18 protein-coding genes are annotated in these 21,911 nt (G+C 38.8%); 4 read left to right on the forward strand and 14 right to left on the reverse strand.

The genetic code is table 11. From position 1 onward, the window contains the following. Positions 1-114: 114 nt before the first annotated feature. The 11 genes from PT287_RS01960 to PT287_RS02010 form a co-directional block, all read right to left on the reverse strand. On the reverse strand, positions 115-2,316 hold the full coding sequence (locus PT287_RS01960; RefSeq protein ID WP_277132160.1) for an SLAP domain-containing protein: 2,202 nt from the start codon (positions 2,314-2,316) through the stop codon (positions 115-117). Positions 2,317-2,900: 584 nt separating this feature from the next. Beyond that, positions 2,901-3,218 (reverse strand): hypothetical protein, encoded by a 318-nt coding sequence (locus PT287_RS01965; protein WP_277132161.1) that lies wholly within the window; start codon positions 3,216-3,218, stop codon positions 2,901-2,903. An 82-nt stretch (positions 3,219-3,300) separates the two neighbouring features. Further along, the gene (locus PT287_RS01970; RefSeq protein WP_277132163.1) at positions 3,301-5,226 is read right to left on the reverse strand and encodes an SLAP domain-containing protein; all 1,926 of its coding nucleotides are present in this window, start codon (positions 5,224-5,226) and stop codon (positions 3,301-3,303) included. A gap of 1,698 nt (positions 5,227-6,924) precedes the next feature. Further along, positions 6,925-7,200 carry a DUF2922 domain-containing protein gene (locus PT287_RS01975; protein ID WP_277132165.1) on the reverse strand — a complete coding sequence of 92 codons (276 nt, stop codon included), beginning with the start codon at positions 7,198-7,200 and terminating at the stop codon, positions 6,925-6,927. Positions 7,201-7,242: 42 nt separating this feature from the next. After that, positions 7,243-7,455: a DUF1659 domain-containing protein gene (locus PT287_RS01980; RefSeq protein ID WP_277132167.1), complete on the reverse strand. Its 213-nt coding sequence runs from the start codon at positions 7,453-7,455 to the stop codon at positions 7,243-7,245. Positions 7,456-7,857: 402 nt separating this feature from the next. Beyond that, the gene (locus tag PT287_RS01985) at positions 7,858-8,718 is read right to left on the reverse strand and encodes a DNA/RNA non-specific endonuclease (protein WP_277132169.1); all 861 of its coding nucleotides are present in this window, start codon (positions 8,716-8,718) and stop codon (positions 7,858-7,860) included. A gap of 97 nt (positions 8,719-8,815) precedes the next feature. Next, on the reverse strand, positions 8,816-9,769 hold the full coding sequence (locus tag PT287_RS01990; RefSeq protein WP_277132170.1) for an exonuclease domain-containing protein: 954 nt from the start codon (positions 9,767-9,769) through the stop codon (positions 8,816-8,818). A 12-nt stretch (positions 9,770-9,781) separates the two neighbouring features. After that, positions 9,782-10,603 (reverse strand): Sir2 family NAD-dependent protein deacetylase, encoded by an 822-nt coding sequence (locus PT287_RS01995; protein WP_277132171.1) that lies wholly within the window; start codon positions 10,601-10,603, stop codon positions 9,782-9,784. 11 nt (positions 10,604-10,614) lie between these two features. Continuing rightward, positions 10,615-11,250: a DUF421 domain-containing protein gene (locus PT287_RS02000; RefSeq protein ID WP_277132172.1), complete on the reverse strand. Its 636-nt coding sequence runs from the start codon at positions 11,248-11,250 to the stop codon at positions 10,615-10,617. 11 nt (positions 11,251-11,261) lie between these two features. Further along, entirely contained in the window at positions 11,262-11,711 is a 450-nt protein-coding gene (locus PT287_RS02005; protein WP_277132173.1) for a DUF3290 domain-containing protein, read from the reverse strand. A gap of 99 nt (positions 11,712-11,810) precedes the next feature. After that, positions 11,811-12,563 (reverse strand): PAS domain-containing protein, encoded by a 753-nt coding sequence (locus PT287_RS02010; RefSeq protein WP_277132174.1) that lies wholly within the window; start codon positions 12,561-12,563, stop codon positions 11,811-11,813. A 513-nt stretch (positions 12,564-13,076) separates the two neighbouring features. Between PT287_RS02010 and PT287_RS02015 the strand changes: the two genes are divergently transcribed. Then, entirely contained in the window at positions 13,077-13,991 is a 915-nt protein-coding gene (locus PT287_RS02015; RefSeq protein WP_277132175.1) for a prolyl aminopeptidase, read from the forward strand. Positions 13,992-14,031: 40 nt separating this feature from the next. Here PT287_RS02015 and PT287_RS02020 read toward each other — a convergent pair whose 3' ends face one another. Beyond that, entirely contained in the window at positions 14,032-14,697 is a 666-nt protein-coding gene (locus PT287_RS02020) for a type 1 glutamine amidotransferase (protein WP_277132177.1), read from the reverse strand. 186 nt (positions 14,698-14,883) lie between these two features. On the opposite strand from PT287_RS02020, the gene PT287_RS02025 reads away from it, so the two are divergent. The 3 genes from PT287_RS02025 (at position 14,884) to PT287_RS02035 (ending at position 18,513) form a co-directional block, all read left to right on the forward strand. Next, the gene (locus PT287_RS02025; protein WP_277132178.1) at positions 14,884-15,732 is read left to right on the forward strand and encodes a hypothetical protein; all 849 of its coding nucleotides are present in this window, start codon (positions 14,884-14,886) and stop codon (positions 15,730-15,732) included. A 212-nt stretch (positions 15,733-15,944) separates the two neighbouring features. After that, positions 15,945-16,367, forward strand: a complete 423-nt coding sequence (locus PT287_RS02030; protein WP_277132179.1) for a hypothetical protein — start codon at positions 15,945-15,947, stop codon at positions 16,365-16,367. 118 nt (positions 16,368-16,485) lie between these two features. Next, complete coding sequence (locus PT287_RS02035) at positions 16,486-18,513, forward strand: KUP/HAK/KT family potassium transporter (protein WP_277132180.1); 2,028 nt, start codon at positions 16,486-16,488, stop codon at positions 18,511-18,513. Positions 18,514-18,611: 98 nt separating this feature from the next. Here PT287_RS02035 and PT287_RS02040 read toward each other — a convergent pair whose 3' ends face one another. Next, positions 18,612-20,561 (reverse strand): M13 family metallopeptidase, encoded by a 1,950-nt coding sequence (locus PT287_RS02040; protein WP_277132181.1) that lies wholly within the window; start codon positions 20,559-20,561, stop codon positions 18,612-18,614. Positions 20,562-20,650: 89 nt separating this feature from the next. Then, the gene (locus tag PT287_RS02045) at positions 20,651-21,871 is read right to left on the reverse strand and encodes an MFS transporter (protein WP_277132183.1); all 1,221 of its coding nucleotides are present in this window, start codon (positions 21,869-21,871) and stop codon (positions 20,651-20,653) included. Positions 21,872-21,911: the final 40 nt, after the last annotated feature.

Raw genomic sequence — 21,911 nt, forward strand, 5'->3', positions numbered from 1 at the left:
ATTGATTTTATGACTATATTCAATTATCTGAATATCTAACATTGATCTGCTTAACTTTACATCAAAAAAAACAGCGACTAAATCGCTGTCTTGATATAATGTAATCTTATTTAATTATTTTAGGTTATTTAACCAAATAAAATCACCATTTTGTAAACTGTTATAAATGTCCTTCAAATTTTGAATTTGAGTTGGATCTTGGGCAACTTTTTGGTTCAAATCTTCAAGACTATGTAAAACATTTACAAGTTGAGTCTTAATACCTTTACCCTCAAGGTTAGAAGCAACTGCCCGCAAATCTTTGTAAATAGCTTTAACAGCGTCTAATTCTGGAGAATTTTGTCCTGTTAAATGTGCGATAGCAACATTACTTAAGAAGTCGTTTGATGATGGTAAGTTTTCAATCTTACCAAGTGCATCATTTATTGCAGTATTAATTGCAGCAGTATCAATTTGAGCTGTTGTTAATGCATCAAGTGCATGATAAATATTTACTAAGTCAGTGTGAGTTAAAACGGCAAGTCCTTTAGCTTTATTAATGGTTTCGTCTGTACCAGAGTAGTTTTCTAAGCACTTATCTAAGTCCTTCAAATCATTGAATAATTTAGACTCATCAGCCTTTAACGTAGTATTAATATGTGCAGTATCAGCCAACAACTTTTCTAGATTAGTTTTGACACCTTTACCTTGCAGTTTAGTAGCAATATCCTTAGTAGCAGTATAAATTGTGCTAAAGTTACCTAACAAACTTTGAACATCATCGTCTCCGATATGATCAACATCATTTAATTTTGACCAATCAAAGTTAGAAGGCATTGCCTTAGTACCACTGATAATATCTTTAATATCATTCTTGATACTTTGATAATCAGCTGGTGAAACTTCACTCTTAATAGCTTCTAGATCATGATAGACATTTGATAAATCTGGATGCAAGCCCTGTGCAAGTTCTTTAATATCTTTACGAACTTTACTTGTTCCTGCGTCAATATTTTCTAATGCAGAATAAACATTCTTAAGGTTTTGAATTTGACCTGGATCTAATTGTTGATCTACCTTTTCAAGTCCATGTAAAACAGTTACAAGGTCAGTCTTCACACCAGCTCCCTCAAGCTTCTTAGCAATATCTAATGCATCATTCAAAATCGGTGTTACCTGTGTAATCATATCATTAGTATTTGTCCAAGTAGTTGGTAAAGCCTTAATCTTAGCTAATACGTCCTTAATTTCATCTTTTATAGCTTGATATTTAGGATCCCTTAATTTACTACTTAAATCATTTAAGCCATGATAAATCTCTGTCATACCTGGACGAACAGCGCTAGCTACAGAAGCAGCTGAAGTAGATGTTTTCTTCACTACGTATACAGTAATTGTCTGGGCTTTGTCTGTGTATCTTAAGTTATCAAAGCCTTGCTTCTTGTCGCCTAATTCTGCTGCTGTTGCTAGTCTATATTGTCCTCTTGAGTTTACGCCCACTGTTGTGTCAAATATACTGCTGTCTACACTGTCGTTAACTTCATGACCATCAGCTTTAATAGTACCATTAAATGAAACATCTTTGCCTGCAGGATTCTTGATAGTTGCGTCTTTATCATCTAAAGTCTTGTAATTTACTGTAATATCTTTAGCGGTTACTGGAGTTGGGGTTGGCGTACTTGATCCACCAGTAGACGAACCTGTTGAACCTGACCCACTAGTTGAATTACCGGTACCTGGATTTGGAGTAGGAGCTGGGGTCGGTACTTTAGGAGTATCTACATTAGCTGCAACAACATACTTGCCGTTACCTAAATAATAGTACTTCTTACCTTTAATGGTCTTAGTTCCATAGGTCTTAATTCTCTTACCCTTTTTCAGAATTTTCTTGCCAACACGTTTACCTTTGCTATTGTAAATATATGAGTTCTTCTTAAGAGTTGCAGTCGTAGCAACAATAACATTCTTAGCTAAAATGTAACAGCCTTTGCCCAGTTTATAGTACTTCTTACCTTTAATAGTCTTTGTACCATAGACTTTGACAATTTTACCTTTCTTAATTCTTGCTCTAGTCTTCTTGCCCTTTTTGCTGTAAACAGCAGAAATTCTTCTCACTACAACTGAGCTGGCTTTAACAACCTTCTTTTTAGTAGCTCTAGCTTCAACAACTGTATTAACAGCACTCGGATTAACATTAGAAACTAATGATAACCCACCTAAAACACTACCAGTAGCAATTGTTGTTACCAGCAAATTACGAGCAGATTTATGAAACTTTCCACTTTTTAAAGCTTTGGAAATATCTTTTTGTAATTTCCGCTTACTATCAAAATTCAATCTTAAAAACCTCCATTTTATGATTTTTTAAATAAATATTAAACTTGACATTACTACATGTTAATCATAGTACATTCTAATCAAAAATCAAGACTGCTTTTTCATTTAATAATAAATTTTTGTTATTTAATTTTAATATATCGGTCTAAATATAGCTTATTTTTAAACAGTTATGCAAACATATTAGGTTACTTATTTTATACATAAAGTTATTTAATTTATTTGGCAAATTAAGTTGTAGTCTAAAAAAATATCTTACCAATAAATAATTGCAACAAAAAAGCGATGAAAATCATCGCCTTTTTCTTAATTGAATAAATAAAATGTAAACTCACTCATTTAATCACTTAAGCCCTGCTTCCAAGTCATCAAAGTTGATATAATCTCGACTTCTAATTGAACACTGAAGTTCTGGACTTGGCACAATTAATCTAAATTTAGCCTATATCCAGAGTTCATATCACAATATTGGAATGCTGATTTAATTACATCATTCAACTTGAATTTTGAGGTTTATGGCTAATAACCAATGACTATAGTCAATCACACTAATTCTTGACTTTTTAATCATATTTATAACTTCTTTACGACTCTTTAGAGCCGAAGCATTCTCTTCTGAATGGTATTTTAGAATTTTCTAATTTATGTCTTCTTTGGGCATGTTGACAGTATATTGGACCTACACCCAATCGCTCTAATTCTGCTATCGCTTGCCGCTTTTTATTAGGTTGCCACAACCAATAAGTAACGTAATAAGTTGATTTTTGCCCTGTACTTTTAGTCAAAACTCTACTTCTGATTTTTATATTATAGTTCTTTTTTGCATCAGAAATCATAGCTATAACTAAAACCAAAATTAGTACTACTAATATACTAACTATAGTAATTACATTAATTTTCATAAATTTTATTTTCTCAATTCATCTTCGAATAAAAAAGCGATGATTTTCATCGCTTTTTCTTAGATTGGATTCAATAAATAAATTATTTAACGATATCAGCGTTAACAACCTTGATGTATTGACCCTTAGCAATTCTGTAGTACTTTTGACCATTCTTGAAAGTGAATGAAGAACCGTAAACAGTTACAGTTGAACCCTTCAATAACTTCTTGTGGTTAGCACGTTTCTTGCTTGTCTTGTAAATGTATGAGTTGTGGTTCAAAGTTACCTTGTAACCATCAACGTTACCAGCATCGATGTATTGACCATCACCGACTTGGTAAGCTTCAGTACCATCATTAAGTTTAGTCTTGTCACCGTAAACAGTAGTATTAGTGTATGAACTAATCTTCTTAGTACCTATGCGCTTGTGATCCTTGTCGTAAATGTAAGCATTGTGCATAACAGTTACAGTAGATTGTTTTGCAGGCTTGAAAGTACCATCAACGTATTGTGATTCAATGTATTGATTTGAATCAGCACTGTTAATACGTACGTACTTAGTACCATTTACAGTAGTTGAACCATAAGTTGCAACTTGTGTTCCGTTTGCAATAGTAGTATCTGTCTTAGCTACATTGTTACCATCAATAGTGTAAACAGTAATGTCGCTGTCACTTTGAACAGTCTTATATGAAGCATCTGGATCACCAACAACAATGTTGTATGAAGCAGTAATAGTGTATCCATTAGGGTTAGTAGCAGTCAAAGTTACAGGGTACAAACCAGCAACCTTAGTGTTAACCTTACTTGAATCAACCTTCAAATCAATAGCATTAGATGAAATGTTTGAAACTGAAGCAGTAAATGCACCTTTAATTGCACTTTCATCAACATTACCATTAACTGGAATATGACCAACACCTAACTTGTTTTTGTTAGCCTTAGTTAATTCAAATACTTTATTAGCACTGTCAGCGGTTACTTGTTTAGTACCATCAGCTGGTACAATACTTGTACCAGAAACACTAGCATCAGTAGCACCATTTTGTGAAATTATTGGGTAGAATGACTTGTCACCAGCATTAGATTTAAGAACAACAGTCATAGTATTAGTCTTGTTGTTACTTGCAGTAACTGTAAATTTAACACTTACATCTCCTGCAGGCATATCAAATGCTGAACCCTTAACAGTAACATTTGCTGACTTAAGTGCATTAACCAAAATAGGTTTAATATGCTTAGCATCCCAAATAGTTACAACTTTAGCGCTGTCATTAGCACTACTACCAGTAGCATCTACCTTAGTACCAATCTTACTTGCAAGTTCATTAGCAATAGTATCAACATTCAAATTAGTTGAAGTTAACTTATAGTTATAAGTACTTAAAACTTTTTGATTTGCATCATCGATTGAATAGAACATTGGTGTCCCGAATTTCTTATCCGGAACAGTAAATGGGTCACTAATAATGTTGTGAGCTTCACCCATTTCCTTACTTGTAATGTTACCATATTCACTTGCTACAATATTACTCTTACCAAATAAATTGTATTTTTTACCAGCTGTCAAGCCACTAACAGTAACGTTTGGAGTTACTGCTACATAACTTTCACCAGATGAAAGATTCTTAACAGCATTGTCTTTAGTGTATTGTCCATAACCAATAACAGCACCATCTTTACCAACAGTTTGACCATTAGCATTAATCTTAAAGATGTAAGTTGGACCATTATCAACCTTTGGAGTACCAACAGTTGAGGTAATAGTTGCCTTAACAGTTGAAGCATCAGCACCATCAGTTAAACCGCTAGCATCGATAGTTGAAGTAAATACGATATCATTTGCTTGAGCTTCATTTGCGTTTGCAACACTACCATTTGTACCAGTAACCGAAATAGCACCAGTAGATGCATTTGCAGTACTTGTTGTATCAGCGAATACTGGTGAAACAGCACCAGCAACAACTGGAGCTACAGTTAATAATGCAGCAGCAGCAGCGCTAACAAATCTATAATTTTTCTTCATGTGGTCTTCCTCCTTGTGTATATACAAAATCGTAATAGACTATAGGTTCAGTCGCATTGAGCCTACATTGTTACAACATTCTTCAAGTCAAAATCATAAGTTTATAACTCTTATGAGGTAGCTTATCTGACTGAAGAACCCGCATGCGTACAGGTTTGCGAACCTGAAGCATAGCTATTACTTACCACGCTTCATATTGTACTAACCTTTTAACGAAAATGCAAGGCGTTAAGCAATTTTACACACTTTTGTAATAAACGCTTTCACTAACTTTTTGAAAGTGTAATTTTATCACAAACAGTAAAACCTTATTTAGCAATGTATTTAGCGTGTTTTCTCACTATTCTTCACATAAGAAATCTCTAGTTTTGCATAAATTTTACAAAATAATAACAAAATTATTTGAAAATCATTCGTTTATGTAATTGACCAGTTAAGTTAAACTGTCGGATCATTTCCTATTGTAATGCAAACAGAAAAGAACACTGCTCATTAAAGCAGTGCTCTTTTATATGTATATGGATGACCCCGAAGTTAGTTGTATAAGATAAACTGTTAGAGAAGGTTGTACTACTCAAGCGAGATCATCCCAAAGTGCTAGAAAAGAAAATTTATGAGTAGCATAACCATGTATATTATAGCATTATTTGCTGAATAAACCAGTTCATTTTAAATAATTGCAGACCGAATTTAGACATGTAAAAAGCCATATCAAGATTACAGCTTGATATGGCCTTTTAGTTACAAGTTGCGATTGCAGTTCTGACTAAATTGACTATTCAATTGGTCAATCTGTTAGTAGACAAAATTATATGCTATCTGCAAAATCACAATAAGCGATGACACTTAGATTATAACACGAAATATTCAAAAATAAATATTTATTTGCTAATTTCATATATCAATCAATAACTTATTTTGGTATAATTTTGTTTCTCATCGCACTTCCTTAACATGAAGGGAGGTGAGGAAAATGCGAAAAATATTCGCACAAATTGCGATCGCAGTTTTAACTCAATTGATTATTCAATTGGTTAACAAACTGGTAGATAAAATTGTATGCATTCTACGAGATCGCATCAAGCGATGATAGCATAACCCAAACGCTTCTTTAAGTGAAAAAAAGCCATATCAAGTCGCACCTTGATATGGCTTTTTGGGTTACCCCAATGAGGAATAACACGGAAAATATTCGCTATGAGTTCATTATAACATGGTTTATTCAAAAAGGAACAAATTTATTTGCTAATTTCATATATCAATCAATAACTTATTTTGATATAATCTTATTTGTCATCGCACCTCCTTAACATGAAGGGAGGTGAGGAAGATGCGCAAAATTATCGCGCAAGTTGCGATTGCAGTTTTGACCAAATTGATTATTCAATTGGTTAATCTGTTAGTAGACAAAGTTATATGCTATCTACGTAATCGCAATAAGCGATGACGTAAGTCATATAACCCAAACGCTTCTTTAAGTGAAAAAAAGCCATATCAAGGTTCCAGCTTGATATGGCTTTTTGGGTTACCCCAATGAGGAATAACACGCAAAATAATCGCTATGAGTTTATTATAACATGGTTTATTCAAAAAAGAACAAATTTATAGATAAAATTAAAGAGGCATGCATCCCTCAATGGAATCCATGCCTCCTTTAATCTCTATCTGTTAAAGAACTGCCTAATTGTCCTAATTATCTTAGCCAACTTGACTAGGATTAGCAGGCTGTTCTGGCTTACTTGCAGCATCGTCAAACATATCAGTAACAGTTCGTTCAATATATGCAGCAGATTGAGGAATCTTATACAGATCAACTCCATCCTTTTGGAAGGCATCAGCCTTAACGATTGCATCCATTGCTGCCTTGACTGTAGCTGGCTCTAAGTCATTTGCCGCGTCAGGCAGAGATAAGCTGGAACGCTTATTTGCACCATTTAAAAATACCAATTGTAGAGTCTTTGTTGTCTTAGTCATAATTATTTACCCCTATTCTTTTCGATAATTGCTTTACTTTTCTTAGTCTGCCAACGGTACAATTTGCTTTTGAATTAAAGTCGCCGCGCCAAGTGTGTCACCTTGCAATGTTGATAAGGCTGCCCCGACATCTGCTAGACCAGCTGCCGTTACGCCCTCCTTCACATTGTTTAAGATGCGGCTTTTGGCACCGCCGGTGTATTTTTCATTCAAAAAAGTATATTGGATTGATTGGTCTGATAATTCAAAGTTCATAATTGTTACTCCTTAGTAATTAATAATTGCGTTTGTGTAATCGACCTGCGCGCTAGATGTCTTACACTATTACTAACGAATTGAAATCGCCAAGTGTAACATTTTTATTTAAAATAGGGCAAAATTTTGCGAGATACCAAAAGACTACTGCAGTGCAGTAGTCCTTTAGTAGTATATTTATTGTTTATCCAAGCAGCCAAAGTTTTTGACTGCCAATAACATTTTTTCATTATAACTTTCTGCTGCTCGCACCTGCTCTCGTATCTTTTAGGCAAAGCAATAATTGTGGTACTTGGACCATGTCAATTAATTGTATTGCCTAACTAATACACTATTCTATATTAGACAAAAAGTCAACAGCAGCTAAAGAAAAAAGGACCATATCACAATAGTCCTCGTTAGTTATTCAATTACCTGTAACTCGTGGTTAACCTTGGCGCGACCATTGGCGTAATCAAAGATATAGTCTGGCTGCACGTTAAACAGATACACGTTAAAGTCCAGACTACCGTCAGTTGCTACAGCCTGCAGGTTAATCCCGCGTGCCATTAGCTCATCATCACGAAAAATCGGCGTTGCTTGATAAATCACCCGCTTGTTAGCCCGCAATGCTGCCCTAATTTTGCTTTCAAAGATCGTTTGGATCTTTTGATTAGAAAAAGCCGTCTGGGTAAAGAGATTCTTCGGATTATTTTGGTCGCCGGATTTATTACCGGGATTATAATTTCCCTCCTGATCAATCCCAGCTGACACGGAATAAGCGATCATATGCCCGCGATTGTAAAGTTGCGTGCTGCCGCGATGATTATAATGCCACGCTGTTGGCTCAACGACCTGCCGCACACGCAAGCTATCATTAGCCACGTTCCGCTTTTCTAAAAATGCCGTATTGGAATGCGACGTGCGGTTCAAATTGTCCAAATCTGAATAAATTACGCGGTTGACCTTCCATGCGTTCTTAATCAACGTGGAATGGTCGTGATTGACCGTAATATAGGCTTTACTGCCACTCTTAAAGTTCAATTGCGCCAACTTTTGATAGTCCTTTTGAGCAAGGCCGCCATAAACTTTTGCCGCTCTTTGCGCCTTACCCACATCAGTAGTCTGCGGCTTTTTGCCAGTTAACTGGTCGACCAAATGATTGCCACTGGAGTCACTGCCGCCTTTAGTCGAGACGCCCCACACGAGGGCAATCAAAATAATCACAACTGACCAAAAGTTGCTGCTTTTCTTGCTAGTTCGTTTACTTCGCTTGCGCGCCATAAAATTGCTCCTTAAATAATATCAATTAAGTATAACTAATCGAACTGTTGTTTGCAATATGCGCAATAAAAAAGCGCGATTGTTATCGTGCTTAGTTTTAACTTCTTGCCCACTCATCGAGCATGTTGAGGAAGAACTTTTCTGACCAGCGTTTAATTTTACTGCCAGCGTGATTAAACTCCTCAGCCTTGAGCCTTGCCGCATTATTTTTATCAAAGAAGTCATGGTCGCCCATAATCAAATAATCGGTATCTGGGGTAACTTCAGTTTGAGCTTGGCCGCCGAGATTATTAACCAGCTGCATTGCTTCCTCATGAGCCATCCCCAAGTTGCCCGCAAAGACAATCTTCTTATTATTAATAGGATTGCGAAAGCCCAACTGCCAGGATTCCAGTTCATCTGCCAGTAAATCCAGATTCTTCACCTTGTCCTTAGCCTGTTGCAGTAATTCAGCAGTAAAGTGCTCGCGAAAATCATCGTAGACCTTTTTCGTATCAATCGAGTCAGCCAAGCCGTGGTGCTGCTCAATTTGTGCAATCCCAGCACGCTGAATGCAGTCGAGCAAGCGATTACGTTGGCGGGGATAATACACCCGCGCTAGTCGCAAGACATCAACATAGTCATTGTTCAACTCATCCAGCTTGAACTTTTTAGTTAAATCATACAAAAAGTTCAGGTCAAAATTAACATTGTAGCCGATAATCACATCATCCCCGATAAAGTCGCGAAATTCGGGCATTGCCTGTCTCACAGGGACACCTTCATCAAGCAGCTGCTGCTCTGTAATCCCATTTAGCTTAGTGATAAAGGCCGGCACCTTATTAGACCCAGGATAAGTTACCAAGTTGCTATACTGAGCGACAATTTCGTTATTCCGCACCTTCACGCCGCCAAGTTCCGTCACGTGATCGCGATAAGGACTAAGACCCGTCGTTTCAATATCCAGCATTGTGTAGTCGGGCAAAAAGCTCGGCAGTTCCTGTCCCTTGCCGCGCAATTTATTTTGGGCACCAGAAACGTGCAGCACCCCATTTTTAATAAAAATACTCATTCTTACTTCCCACTATTTTTGTACTAAACCAGCAATTAATGCCGTAGTGCCACTCCCAGTTGCCGCACTACGCCTTTGTAAATCATCCGGCAACATCTCCTGCGTTAAGTCGGCTGCCACGTACGACCATTGCGGAAACTGCTGGACTAAATGCACGATCGGATCAAGTAGCTGCGGACTTGTCGCGTCAACGCTGAGTTCCAAGAAGACCACATGCTTGTCCTCGTTCCCTGTTAAAAACCAGCGAAACCGAGTATTCGCATCAGTATCGGGATAAAAATGCGCATTTAACGGCATGTGCAACTCCATTGGCTGCTGGCAAATTTTACATTTAGGCACCATTTCCGCTGTAACCTGGTCAATTTTCTTAGTCGCCAATTTAGCAACAATTGTGCGATTATCCTCTAGGCCATGGTTAATGCCACTTGAACATTGCATCTTGGTCCAGTCGCCAAAGGCATTGAAAATCCGGTTTTCATTAAAGCCCGCTGTTTCAAAGAAATGCCCAAAAGTCGATGTGGCAATAAAGTACTGCTTCTGACCAATCAATTGCTTTAATTGTCGCATTGTCTTGCTCGGCTGATAAGCCAGCGTATACTTTTGCACTAATTTACTCCAAAACAGCCACTGCTCCTGCCATGATTCAAATTTCTTACCCAGAGCATCCCCAATTGTATGCACATCATACTTTTGCGCAATTTCTGGGAAATCTTGGTCAAACGTCCCTTGAGCCAGAATGTCCAGCCCCTCAACTTGCGCCATGCCATTGCCTGCAGTCACGATGACTACCTCAGCATCTGCTAACAACTGCTTTGCCTTGTCTAAATTTTCCATAGTTTCCTTTTCTAATTATCATGATAACCCGTAAACGATAGCTTGCCATGATTAAAATCAGCTAAAAAGACATCACTCACGTTCTTGAAGCCGGCTTTTCGGGCTTCTTCTGTAAGCCATTCATTATCCTTATGAATTAATTCAAGCACATCTTGATTAACTTGACCATCATTAATAATAGGAAAGCGGACATTTGTCTCATCTTTTTGAATGACAGTTAATTGACCATTCTTTTCAAAAATACAATTTTTGACATTTTCAACCGAATAAATCCCCTGACTGCGCAATTTAAACATCAACTCATTGGCAGAAATTCCAGCAGTTAAGCAGTTGCGCACAAGCACCTTACCCTCTTTAATTACCTGAATTGGCTTACCATCAATCACGTTGCGCACCCAATTATTGTGCTCACGCGCATATTTAAGAATGAAAACGACCAGCGTCCAAACAATCAGTACCAGCAAAAACTGCAAGACAGAAATATTGGCATTGTAAATCACGCCGCCGATAATGCCACCCAGAACATAATTCTGTAATTGGTCCAGAGCCGTCGTCGGTGCCAAGTTGCTTTTGCCAAAGACATTAATCTGAAAAATCAGGGTTAACACACCAAGGGCAAATTTAATAAAAAGTTGCAAATAATCCATGAGACTGCCTCCTAATTCTTCACATTAACATCATGATTGATAACATGAGCTTTACCCAAGGTATAACTGTTATTATCCTCATTTAAGTTAAGTTGATAATCGGTGTCTTTAGAATTAATGCGCACAATTATGCCATTCTGCAGCGTTGTCGAATTAACCAGAACATCGGATGTCGTCACGCCTTGATCACGCGCAATTGACTTGATAAACGGCACAATCTGAACCGACTGCGACTTTACCAGCGTTGTTTCCACGTATTTTTCGTACTGCGTACCCACAAACAATAGTAAAAACAGCAACGCAATAATCCCCAAATCGCGATAGCGCGTATCAAACCGGTGGCGCAAATACAAAATCGCAAACACAATCATCGTTAGCGCCGCTGCCGCGATTAGCACATAAAGTATTGTTTTGCTCGTGTTTTGATTTTGCTCAATATATTTAAGTGTATAAAAAGTCATCACATTGTCATCCTTTATCCTAACAAATTCAAGTTACAATCTATGCTTTTAGTATAACAAAAAGTGGCCAACTATTAGTTGACCACCACTTAGTGATTTTTAATTTTCAGAAGCACCGCTAGCTGTATCAGTTGTTGGCTCTGGCTCTGCAGGTTTTTCTTCTTTTGCGGCTTCTGCCTTAGTAGAAGCACCGGTTTTGGCATCAGGATCAGAATTACGTCTGAAGGTTGCACCAGTTGTTGCATCTTCATCAATCACCAGCTTTTGACCAGTAGTTTCACAGAAGTATTTTACCAATGGGTACAAGTCTTGAACCCATTCATAAATACCTGCATAGTTACCTTCATCATCAACTACGCGCTTGTAGTAATGAAGCACCATTTCCTTCAAGTTACCAGTAGGAACTGGCATGTAAACATCATCGTGACCAGCTTGTCTTGTGCGCAAAGCATGGACAACCTTCTTGGTCTCCTGAATGACGTCGGCAACATGCGGGTGAACATCGTTCATTGTGTTACCAACTTGTTCAGGAACACGTTTAGCCTTCATCTTGGCGTTCGGGTCAACTGGACGGTTGTACCACAAGAATTGGTTATTGTCATCGACAAACGATAATTCACCAATCGTGTCGCGCAACATCCAGTTAATTTGATTAACTGTTAACAAACCACTGTCAAGTTTAACGTAATCGTCACCTTCAGCAGCATGGACCTTCTTAGCAGCTTGATCTAACCAGTCGGGGTCTTCCTTATTAATTCCCGTAACTGTATAGCGGCTCTTGCCTGTCGCATCAAAGTCTTCTTGCATATATTCATCAGGATTCATGTCCTTCAGCCATTGTGGTTCTGCCATTCGTATTCTCCTTGTTCAATAAATAACTTACTAATAGTATAATTGTATTATAAAAGCGCTTAATTTGCACTAGCAATTAAAAAATATTTTTTTGCCGCGTTAACAATATAAAAAGCAGTTAAACCATGATGGCTTAACTGCTTCACTAAATGTCAAATCCGTGCTATTATTACCTTGATGGTAAAGATAGTAATAGTGAGACGAAGCTATTAGATTAGACTTAGGCACTGCGTCTCAAGGTACATGCCAGTGTGCCCCATAGCCAGTGCCAAACACCAAAAGGTTTGTCAAAATAAGACTTCCTTTCATTGTGAACTTTGGGGTACATGATTTCTCATGTACTTTTTTTATTATATCAGAAGTAAGCGATATCTTTTAATGCAAATTGCTACTAAGATAGTGATATTCGCAATCTCAATAAACAAAAAAATATTTTTTACCGCGTTTGTAATTTTTCTTTCATATAGATATGAGCTAAAATGAGAGTGTAATTATTACATTAAAGGAGAAAATATGAAAACTGGTACTAAAATTATTACTTTAGACAACGGTTACCATTTATGGACCAACACTCAAGGCCACGGCGACATTCACCTTTTGGCTTTGCACGGCGGCCCTGGAGGCAACCACGAATATTGGGAAGATACTGCTGAACAATTAAAGAAGCAGGGCTTGGACGTTCAAGTAACAATGTACGACCAACTTGGGTCCCTTTATTCTGACCAACCTGATTATTCTGACCCCGAAATTGCTAAAAAGTATTTGACTTACGAATACTTTTTAGATGAAGTTGACGAGGTTCGGGCTAAATTAGGTCTGGATAACATTTATTTAATCGGCCAAAGTTGGGGCGGCCTCTTGGTCCAAGAATATGCCGTTAAATATGGTCAACACTTGAAGGGGGCCATCATTTCTTCAATGGTTGACGAAATTGACGAATACGTTGCGTCCGTTAACCGCCGCCGGCAAGAAGTCCTCCCACAAACCGAGATTGACTTCATGCACGAATGTGAAGCCAATAACGATTACGACAATGACCGCTACCAAGCTGACGTTAACATCTTGAACATTAACTTTGTCGATCGTAAGCAGCCATCTAAGCTGTACCACCTAAAAGACATTGGCGGCACTGCTGTTTACAATGCCTTCCAAGGTGACAATGAGTTTGTAATCACCGGTAAGTTGAAGGATTGGCACTTTAGAGATCAACTCAAGAACATTAAGGTGCCAACGCTGTTGACTTTTGGCGAAAACGAAACCATGCCGATTGCAACCGCAAAGACAATGCAAAAAGAAATCCCTAACTCACGTCTTGTTACAACGCCAGATGGCGGTCACCACCACATGGTTGACAACTCTGCCGTTTACTACAAGCACTTGGCTGACTTCATCAAGCAAGTTGAAGCTGGCACTTTCAAGGGTGAATAAAATAAAAGAGCAACTCGACTGCGAGTTGCTCTTTTGTTTACTATTCGGTAATGTAATCTAACAATTTGAACATGACCTCCTTGTTCTCTTGCGGAACAGCTTGGCGTAAAATATCGTCTGCCGACTGCTTTAAGATTGACCCCTTAATATAAGGAAAATCATTAACGACCATTTCGCGAACATTATTAGCCTTAGGCTCAAAGTGAAATTGCAGACCAAGCACACGGTGACCGATGACAAAGCCCTGATTTTGGTGGTACTTACTTGAAAATAATAATTGGCTCCCCTGCGGCAATTCAAACATTTCCTCGTGCCAGTGCAGAGCAAGCAATTCAGTTGGCAAATCAGGAATTGCAGTTGTTTCCAAATGAACAGGGGCCCAGCCCACTTCCTTGACTGCCGCCTTTTTAATAGTAGCACCCAGCGTTTTAGCAATTTGTTGAGCACCAAAGCAGGCACCAAAAATCGGCTTATCTTGCGCCAGCAGTGTTTTAATTAGCTGGCGCTCTTGCTTAATCCACGGCAAGTCATCATTGGGGCTCATTGGTCCACCCAGAATAATCAACATCTCTGTCTCGTCTGCAGTTGGCAAATAGCCAAACTGATAGGGATGATACGTATAAACTTCATGATGGCGACTCTCAGCCCAATCGATGATTGAGCCCGGACCTTCATTAGGTGTATGTTGCAGAATATTAACGCGCATAACGTAGCCTTCTTTCAAAATGCTTTACTAATTTTAATCATACAGTAATCTTACACTTTTTGTGTTTAAATAAATTGAATAATCAACTTAGAGAGTTGTTTTTTATTTAAGAAAGCACCAACAGTAGTCAAATATGCCCTAAGCAATTATAATTAGAGTAAGTTAATAAGGAGGATTTTTCCTATTATGAAAAAAACTACGATTTGGACAATTGTGGCAGTTGTAATCATTGTGCTTGGTGGGAGTACCATTTATGGTACCCAGAAGGCCAGCAACAATCAGGTCAACGCCGCATATACTGAGGCGATGGATAACGGCAAAGACGCGGTAATGGACAAGGACTATGTCCGTGCCAGCAGCAATTTTGCTAAAGCCATCAAGCTCAAGAATACGGCAACAGCTAAGGCATATAAAGACCAAGCTGACAAGATGCTGACTGCTATTTCTGCCACTAAAGACGGCGAATATACTAACGCGTTGAACAATGTTAATAACGTGATTAATGCAAATAACGGCTATACTCTACTTGCTAAGCAAGGGCAAAAGCTGCAGGCAACGATTAAAGACGTCAAAGACAATTACGAACACGAATTGAAGCCGCTCTTTGACCAAGCCAAGAAGGCCGAGCAAGATAAGCAATACCAGCAAGCTGTTGACCACTACCAAAAAATTCTTGACCTGCCTTACATTGAAGACAAATATTATGCTAAATATAAGGAACAAGCTCAAAAAGGCATCGCTAATAACAAAGACGCCGCTAAAGAAAAAGGCACTAGTGTAACTACCGCTAAAGATTCTACTGGTGACACTGGCAATGCTGGTAAAACCGGTGAAGGTGCAATGGGCAACCATAGGGTTAATGGCAAGACCGTTGGTACCAGCCAAATTTCACAATTACGCAAAAAATTGCAGAGCTTAGGCTTTGACTCAATGTCATGGAGTCCGCAGGACTTAATTGACATGTACAGAAGTACTGGCCACACTAGCCCAAGCCAAATTACCAAGCAAGATGTACAAAAATACTTAAAGCCATAACTTTTAAGACAATTAATTCTCGGCTCGTCCTCTTATTACAAGGACGAGCTTTATCTTGCTAGTCCAATTTAATAGTAAAAACATGATATAATTAATAGATAACATCAACTATATTTAACGTAAATTATCGCAATAGTTGCTTTTACCGCTTAAACTCGGTAAAATGACTATTGACTTTCACGTTTCCTATTTTTATTAAAGGAGTGTCCGCATTGACTGAACAAGAAAATAACACTAAAGATACTGAACAAGAAAATGATGAACTTAAAGTTGTCATGCCAGATGCCGATTGGTCTACCATGACACAAGAAGAATTTGCTGAGCAGCCTGACTACTTGCAAGTCTTCACCGACTTCTACATTTCTCAATTCAATCAACGTGATTTAGAAATTATGGACAGATATGACACCAGCGCAAACATGGTTGACATTAACCACTACTTGCTTGATAACATCAAATTTTCACGTAAAGAATTAATCAGACACGTTTTACAATATCACGCAGCCAACTTCCAAAGTTTAATTGACGAAATTGCCAAGAAGGACGAAGTTGACCCAAGTAAAATGACAGCTTACATTGACTGGGACAATTGGTATGAAGACCGTCGCAGTAAAATCGAAAATTCTTTGTCATAATTTACTTGTACTACCAACGAAAAAAGAACAAAATAGATACTTAAAGAGAATGCCTTGTTGGACATTCTTTTTTACTTAAAAGCAAATATTATTTTAGTCTATGGGAGTATTTATAACTATGGATCAAAAGAAGAAGCGCATTTCAGCCGCTGGAATGCTAATTACAATTGGAATTGTTTACGGTGATATTGGGACAAGTCCTCTTTACGTAATGAAATCAATCCTAACCGGTAATGGCGGACTGGCAAGTGCTAATCGCGAATTAATTTTGGGTTCAATCTCGTTGATTTTCTGGACGGTTACTTTACTAACCACTGTTAAATACGTAATAGTGGCACTTAACGCAACTAACCGCGGCGAAGGTGGTATCTTCGCCCTTTACGCGCTAGTGCGCAAGCGTGCCAAGTGGTTGGTCATTCCTGCCTTAGTCGGTGGCGCAGCGCTACTTGCCGATGGAACACTAACGCCAGCCGTAACAGTTACCACCTCAATTGAAGGGTTAAAAAATATGCGGTTTGGCTCTAGTATCCCCGTCCCCAGTCAGACAATGGTCATCATCATTACTATTGTGATTTTGCTGCTGCTATTTTCAATTCAAATGCTCGGCACCAGCAGTATTGGTAAGGCTTTTGGCCCTATTATGCTTGTCTGGTTTACCTTCTTAGGTGCAATCGGCGTATTAAACATGGCACACGACTGGTCGATTTTAGCAGCGCTTAATCCATTTTGGGCAATTAAAATTTTGTTCAGTCCTGCCAACAAGGTTGGTATTTTTATCCTTGGGTCAATTTTCCTAGCAACTACTGGTGCTGAAGCCCTATATTCAGATGTTGGGCACGTTGGTAAGGGTAACATTCGCGGTTCTTGGCCGTATGTCTTCATCTGTTTATCACTTAATTACCTAGGACAGGGAGTATGGATTTTACAAAATCCTAATTACCAAACTCACGGTACTGAATTAAACCCCTTCTTTGAAGCTGTGCCAGCCAATTTACGACTGTTTGCCATTATTTTGGCAACTATCGCCGCAATTATTGCTTCGCAAGCCTTAATAACTGGGTCCTTTACCCTAGTTTCTGAAGCCAGTGGGTTAAAATTCCTGCCGCGAATGAATATTGACTATCCAACTACTGAACACGGACAAATTTACATCCCATCAGTGAACAAAATGCTCTGTGTGGCAACCATTGCCATTGTCATGTTCTTCCAGACATCTGAGCACATGGAGGCTGCTTACGGTCTGTCAATCACAGTAACAATGCTGATGACTACATTGTTATTATTTGAATATTTGGGCACTAAAAAGAGCCCACTGATTTTAAGATTGAGCTTTCTGTTAGTCTTTGGCTTTATCGAAAGCATGTTTTTGATTTCCAGTTTAACCAAATTCATGCGCGGTGGTTATGTGACTGTCTTAATCGCCGGCTTTATCGGTGTTGTCATGTTCATCTGGTACTTTGGTAATAAGGTGCGCGACAAACACGAAGGTGCCAACACCTATGTGCGTCTTGACGAGTTTACCGATATGTTAACCGACTTGAGCCATGACGATGACTTCCCAGTCTACGCCACCAACTTGGTTTATATGGCGAAAGTTAAATACAATAAATTTATCAAGCGGGAAATTTTATACTCAATTCTGGACAAGCGTCCTAAGCGGGCACATGCCTATTGGTTCGTTTCCGTTAACATTACTAACGAGCCATTCACGGCCAAGTACGCCGTTAATACTTATGACACCAAGAACGTGATTAACGTCCAGTTGTTCCTCGGCTTTAAAAAGCAGACTAGCGTTAACGTCTACTTGCGGCAAATCGTCCACGATCTAATCAAAGACGGGACGATTGAGGCCCAGCCACAAGAATACACTACAATGCCTGGACGTGAAGTCGGTGATTTTTCCTTCGTTATCGTTAACGATGTTGTCAGTCCACTAACTAAGCTTAAGGGCTTTGAAAAATGGATTGTTCAAGCTCGGGTTTGGCTGCAAAACTTGTCGTCCAACCCAGCAACATGGTTTGGTCTTGAATACACAGACACTGTTGTCGAACGCGTACCGCTGATCTTAGGTAAACCTGAACGCAACTTGCATATTAAGCGAGTTGCAGCACGCGATTATTCTAATTTAAAGAATGAAGAAAATTAAAAATAGACATCAAAAGAGCGTTTGGATTATAATCCAAACGCTCTTTATTTAGGAGTTGCGCAGTAGCACTGCTCCTTTTTTATTACGTAAATTCACAATTACCAAATATGAACTCGCTTGTCTGGATCAAGCCACATTCCATCAGTAGGCTTGACATTAAAGACATCATAGAAGTCATCTTGACATTGAATTTGGACATTTGCCCGTTCAGGACCCGGCGCATGAACATCAACAGCAGTTTGCGTCTTGATTGATTCGGTCAATTGCTTGTTAGCCCAAATCCGAGCAAAGTTTTCAAACAGTTTTCTTAAATCATCGCCTTCATTCTTAGCAGCTTCAACTGCGGCTGTCAGACCACCTTGATCGGCAATATTTTCGGAAACAATCTGCTTACCGTTCAATTTAACTGGGCCATATTCAATCCCGTCAAAAATGTCAATTTCATCTTGGGTCCGCTTCTTGAATTCGGCGTAATCTGCATCAGTCCACCAATTAGTCATGTTACCAAACTCGTCAAATTGCGCACCGTTGTTATCAAAGGCATGGGAAACTTCGTGAGCAATTACTGAACCAATCCCACCAAAGTTAGTTGCACGGTCCTGTTTCAAATCATAAAATGGTGCCTGCAAAATGGCAGCTGGGAACGTCAAATCGTTTCTTTGTGGATCATAACACGCATTAACCAAATTACCCGGCATTGCCCAGATTGTCCGGTCGACTTCCTTGTGCAATTGTTCAATGTTATACTTTTGTTCCTCAACAGCAAAGGCGCGACTATTTGAATACAAACTGCCACCCTGGCTAGCTGGGGTAACTTGTAAACGATTGTAAATTTCTTCAATCTTATCTGGATAGCCAATCTTTAATTCCAAAGCTTCCAGCTTAACGATTGCCTTCTTCTTAGTTGCTTCTGACAACCAAGTATTGTTGTGCAAGCGTTCCTCATAAACAGCCAGCATCCGGTGAATCATGTCTTCAACGTCTTTTTTGGCATCAACGCCAAAGTAAGTTTGACCATAATAAACGCCAACAACTTCACTAAAAGCACCATTAGCAATATGGTATGCTTGCTTTTCACCAGATTGCAGTTTTGGTTGACCTGACAAAGCCTGACTAAACGGAAAGGCAGCTTCCCGAAATTCTTGTGATAAGTCCGAAGCAGCATCATTGATAAAGTTAACAATCATCCAGCCCTTGATCTCATCAAAGTTATCTTCATTGATAATTTCGTTAACGTGGTCAAGGTAACGTGGCTCCTCAACAATAATTCGATCGGGTTCCTCGCCGATGACTTCCTTTAAGTAGTATGCAATCTTAAAGTCTTTGAATTTTGCTTCAAAGTCTGCAATCTTCATTGGGTTGTAACAAGCTGGATAATCAGCCCATTCTTCAGCTGACTTAACTACTTTAGCAAGCTTGGCATCAAACTTAATTGCATCTGCAGCATACTTTTCAGCTTCAGCAGTTTCAATTCCTGCCATTTCCAGTAACTTAACTGACTGTTTTTGCAAAATTGCCAATAACTTGGCAGCATCCGGCGTCTCATAGGTTGTTGTATCTGGTAAGAAAGTTCCTGGCCCAGCAAAGTTCAACACATTAACCTTGGTATTTTTCATATCTGGTTCAACACTCAAGCCGAATGGAATTGAAGCAAAAGTAGCTAGGTCTGGTGCGTTTAAATTATAATCAGAAAAGTCTCTGATGCCAGTTAACAGCTCTAAGTCTGGCTTAATTGGTGCAGCACCATCCTCGTTACGCTTAGCAAAGTCCTTAGCCAATTTATATAATTCGACAGCCTTAGCCATGTTTGGTACATCAGGAATATCCTTTTTACCCGCCGCAAAGTCCGCAAAGTCAGCCATTAAGTGCTTCTCAACGTTAACATCAATGCCATCAAACGATGCCATCCGCGAACGATCGGATGGAATTTCAGTTTTTTCTAACCATTCAGAGTTAACAGCTAAATACATGTTGTCCTGTGGTCTAGTGCCCACCTTAGGCTCAATTATATTACCGCTGCCGCCTCGAACCGCAATAAATTTTTTCATTAAAATCCTCCTCTAATATTAGATTAAAATAAGTTAAATTAATCATATCATTTTAATTAAATAACTATTATTAAAAAATATTTACAAAATCACTTGTACAGTGTCAGATGCTTGCGCATTTTTGCATGCAATGGGATTAGCAAAACTACCATTAAGAAAATTCCGATAGCCGCAACGATAAAAAACGGAATATAACCAGAACGATCAATAACTAAGCCACCAAACAATGGGCCAAATGCCTGCCCAATCCCGCGAGCCATATTGATTAACCCCTGATACTTTCCCTTACTCGATAACGGCGACAAGTCATTAATGTAAGCTGGTACGGCTGGAAAAGCTGTAGCTTCGCCAAAAGTCAGAATTAACATTGACACGGCAAAGTGAGCAAAATCGCGAGCAAAAATTAGTGTCACAAAGGAAATAGCAAACATCAATGTTCCAAAGATAATCTGATGAAACAGGTTCTTAAACAAGTGCGGATAACGCGCCAAGATCACTTGGATAATCACGATTACCGCGCCGTTTAGTGTCCAGAGCAAACTGTACATATGGAATGGAATCCCCAATGAAACCATATAAACGGATAGGTTGGACTCCCAGTTCATATACATTAACCAAGTTACAGCTAGGGATGTTAAAAAGCCAACAGTGAGCATCATATTATATTTCGGCATCGGTTGTGCCTTTGGCTGCTCACCAGCTGCTACCGTTTTAGCTTGGCGTTTTTTATGAAAGTTAATAATTGGCCGGTAATTAATTGCGGCATTGATTGCAGCAATCGCAAACAAGCTAGCAGCCAAAATAAACAGGAATTCAATTGAGAAGTCATATAGATAACCAACTAATAATGTACCTGTAACTGTCCCCACATTTTGAGCAAAATAAATCAAATTAAAAACGTAGCGTCCCGGATATTTACGCAGACTAGTCGCAATCGAATTAATCATCGTACCATTCCAGCCGCTAATCAATCCGGTTAACGTTAGCCAGATCCAGTAGGCTGGCCAGCCATGGAAAAAGGCCATCAAGAATAAGATAATTGCATCAAGAGCTAGTCCTATCACAATTAAGGGATACGGATTATAGCGGTCATAAAAGCGACCAGCCACAAGCGATCCCAAAACGTTGCTTGCACAATTGCAAAATAAGACAACCCCAATCATTGAAAGGCTGATGTGCAATTGCTTGTTTAAATAGACAGACGTCAATGGCCAAACAAAGCTTGACCCAATCCACGTGGCTAATTCACCTAGCAGCAACCAACGTAATTTAACTTCTGTTTCATTATTAGATCCATGTGTAAGTTTCATTTATTCAGTCCTTCCCATTTAAGTTCCAATTACCAGTGTA

This window comes from Lactobacillus sp. ESL0679, assembly GCF_029433515.1.
GTDB lineage: Bacteria > Bacillota > Bacilli > Lactobacillales > Lactobacillaceae > Lactobacillus.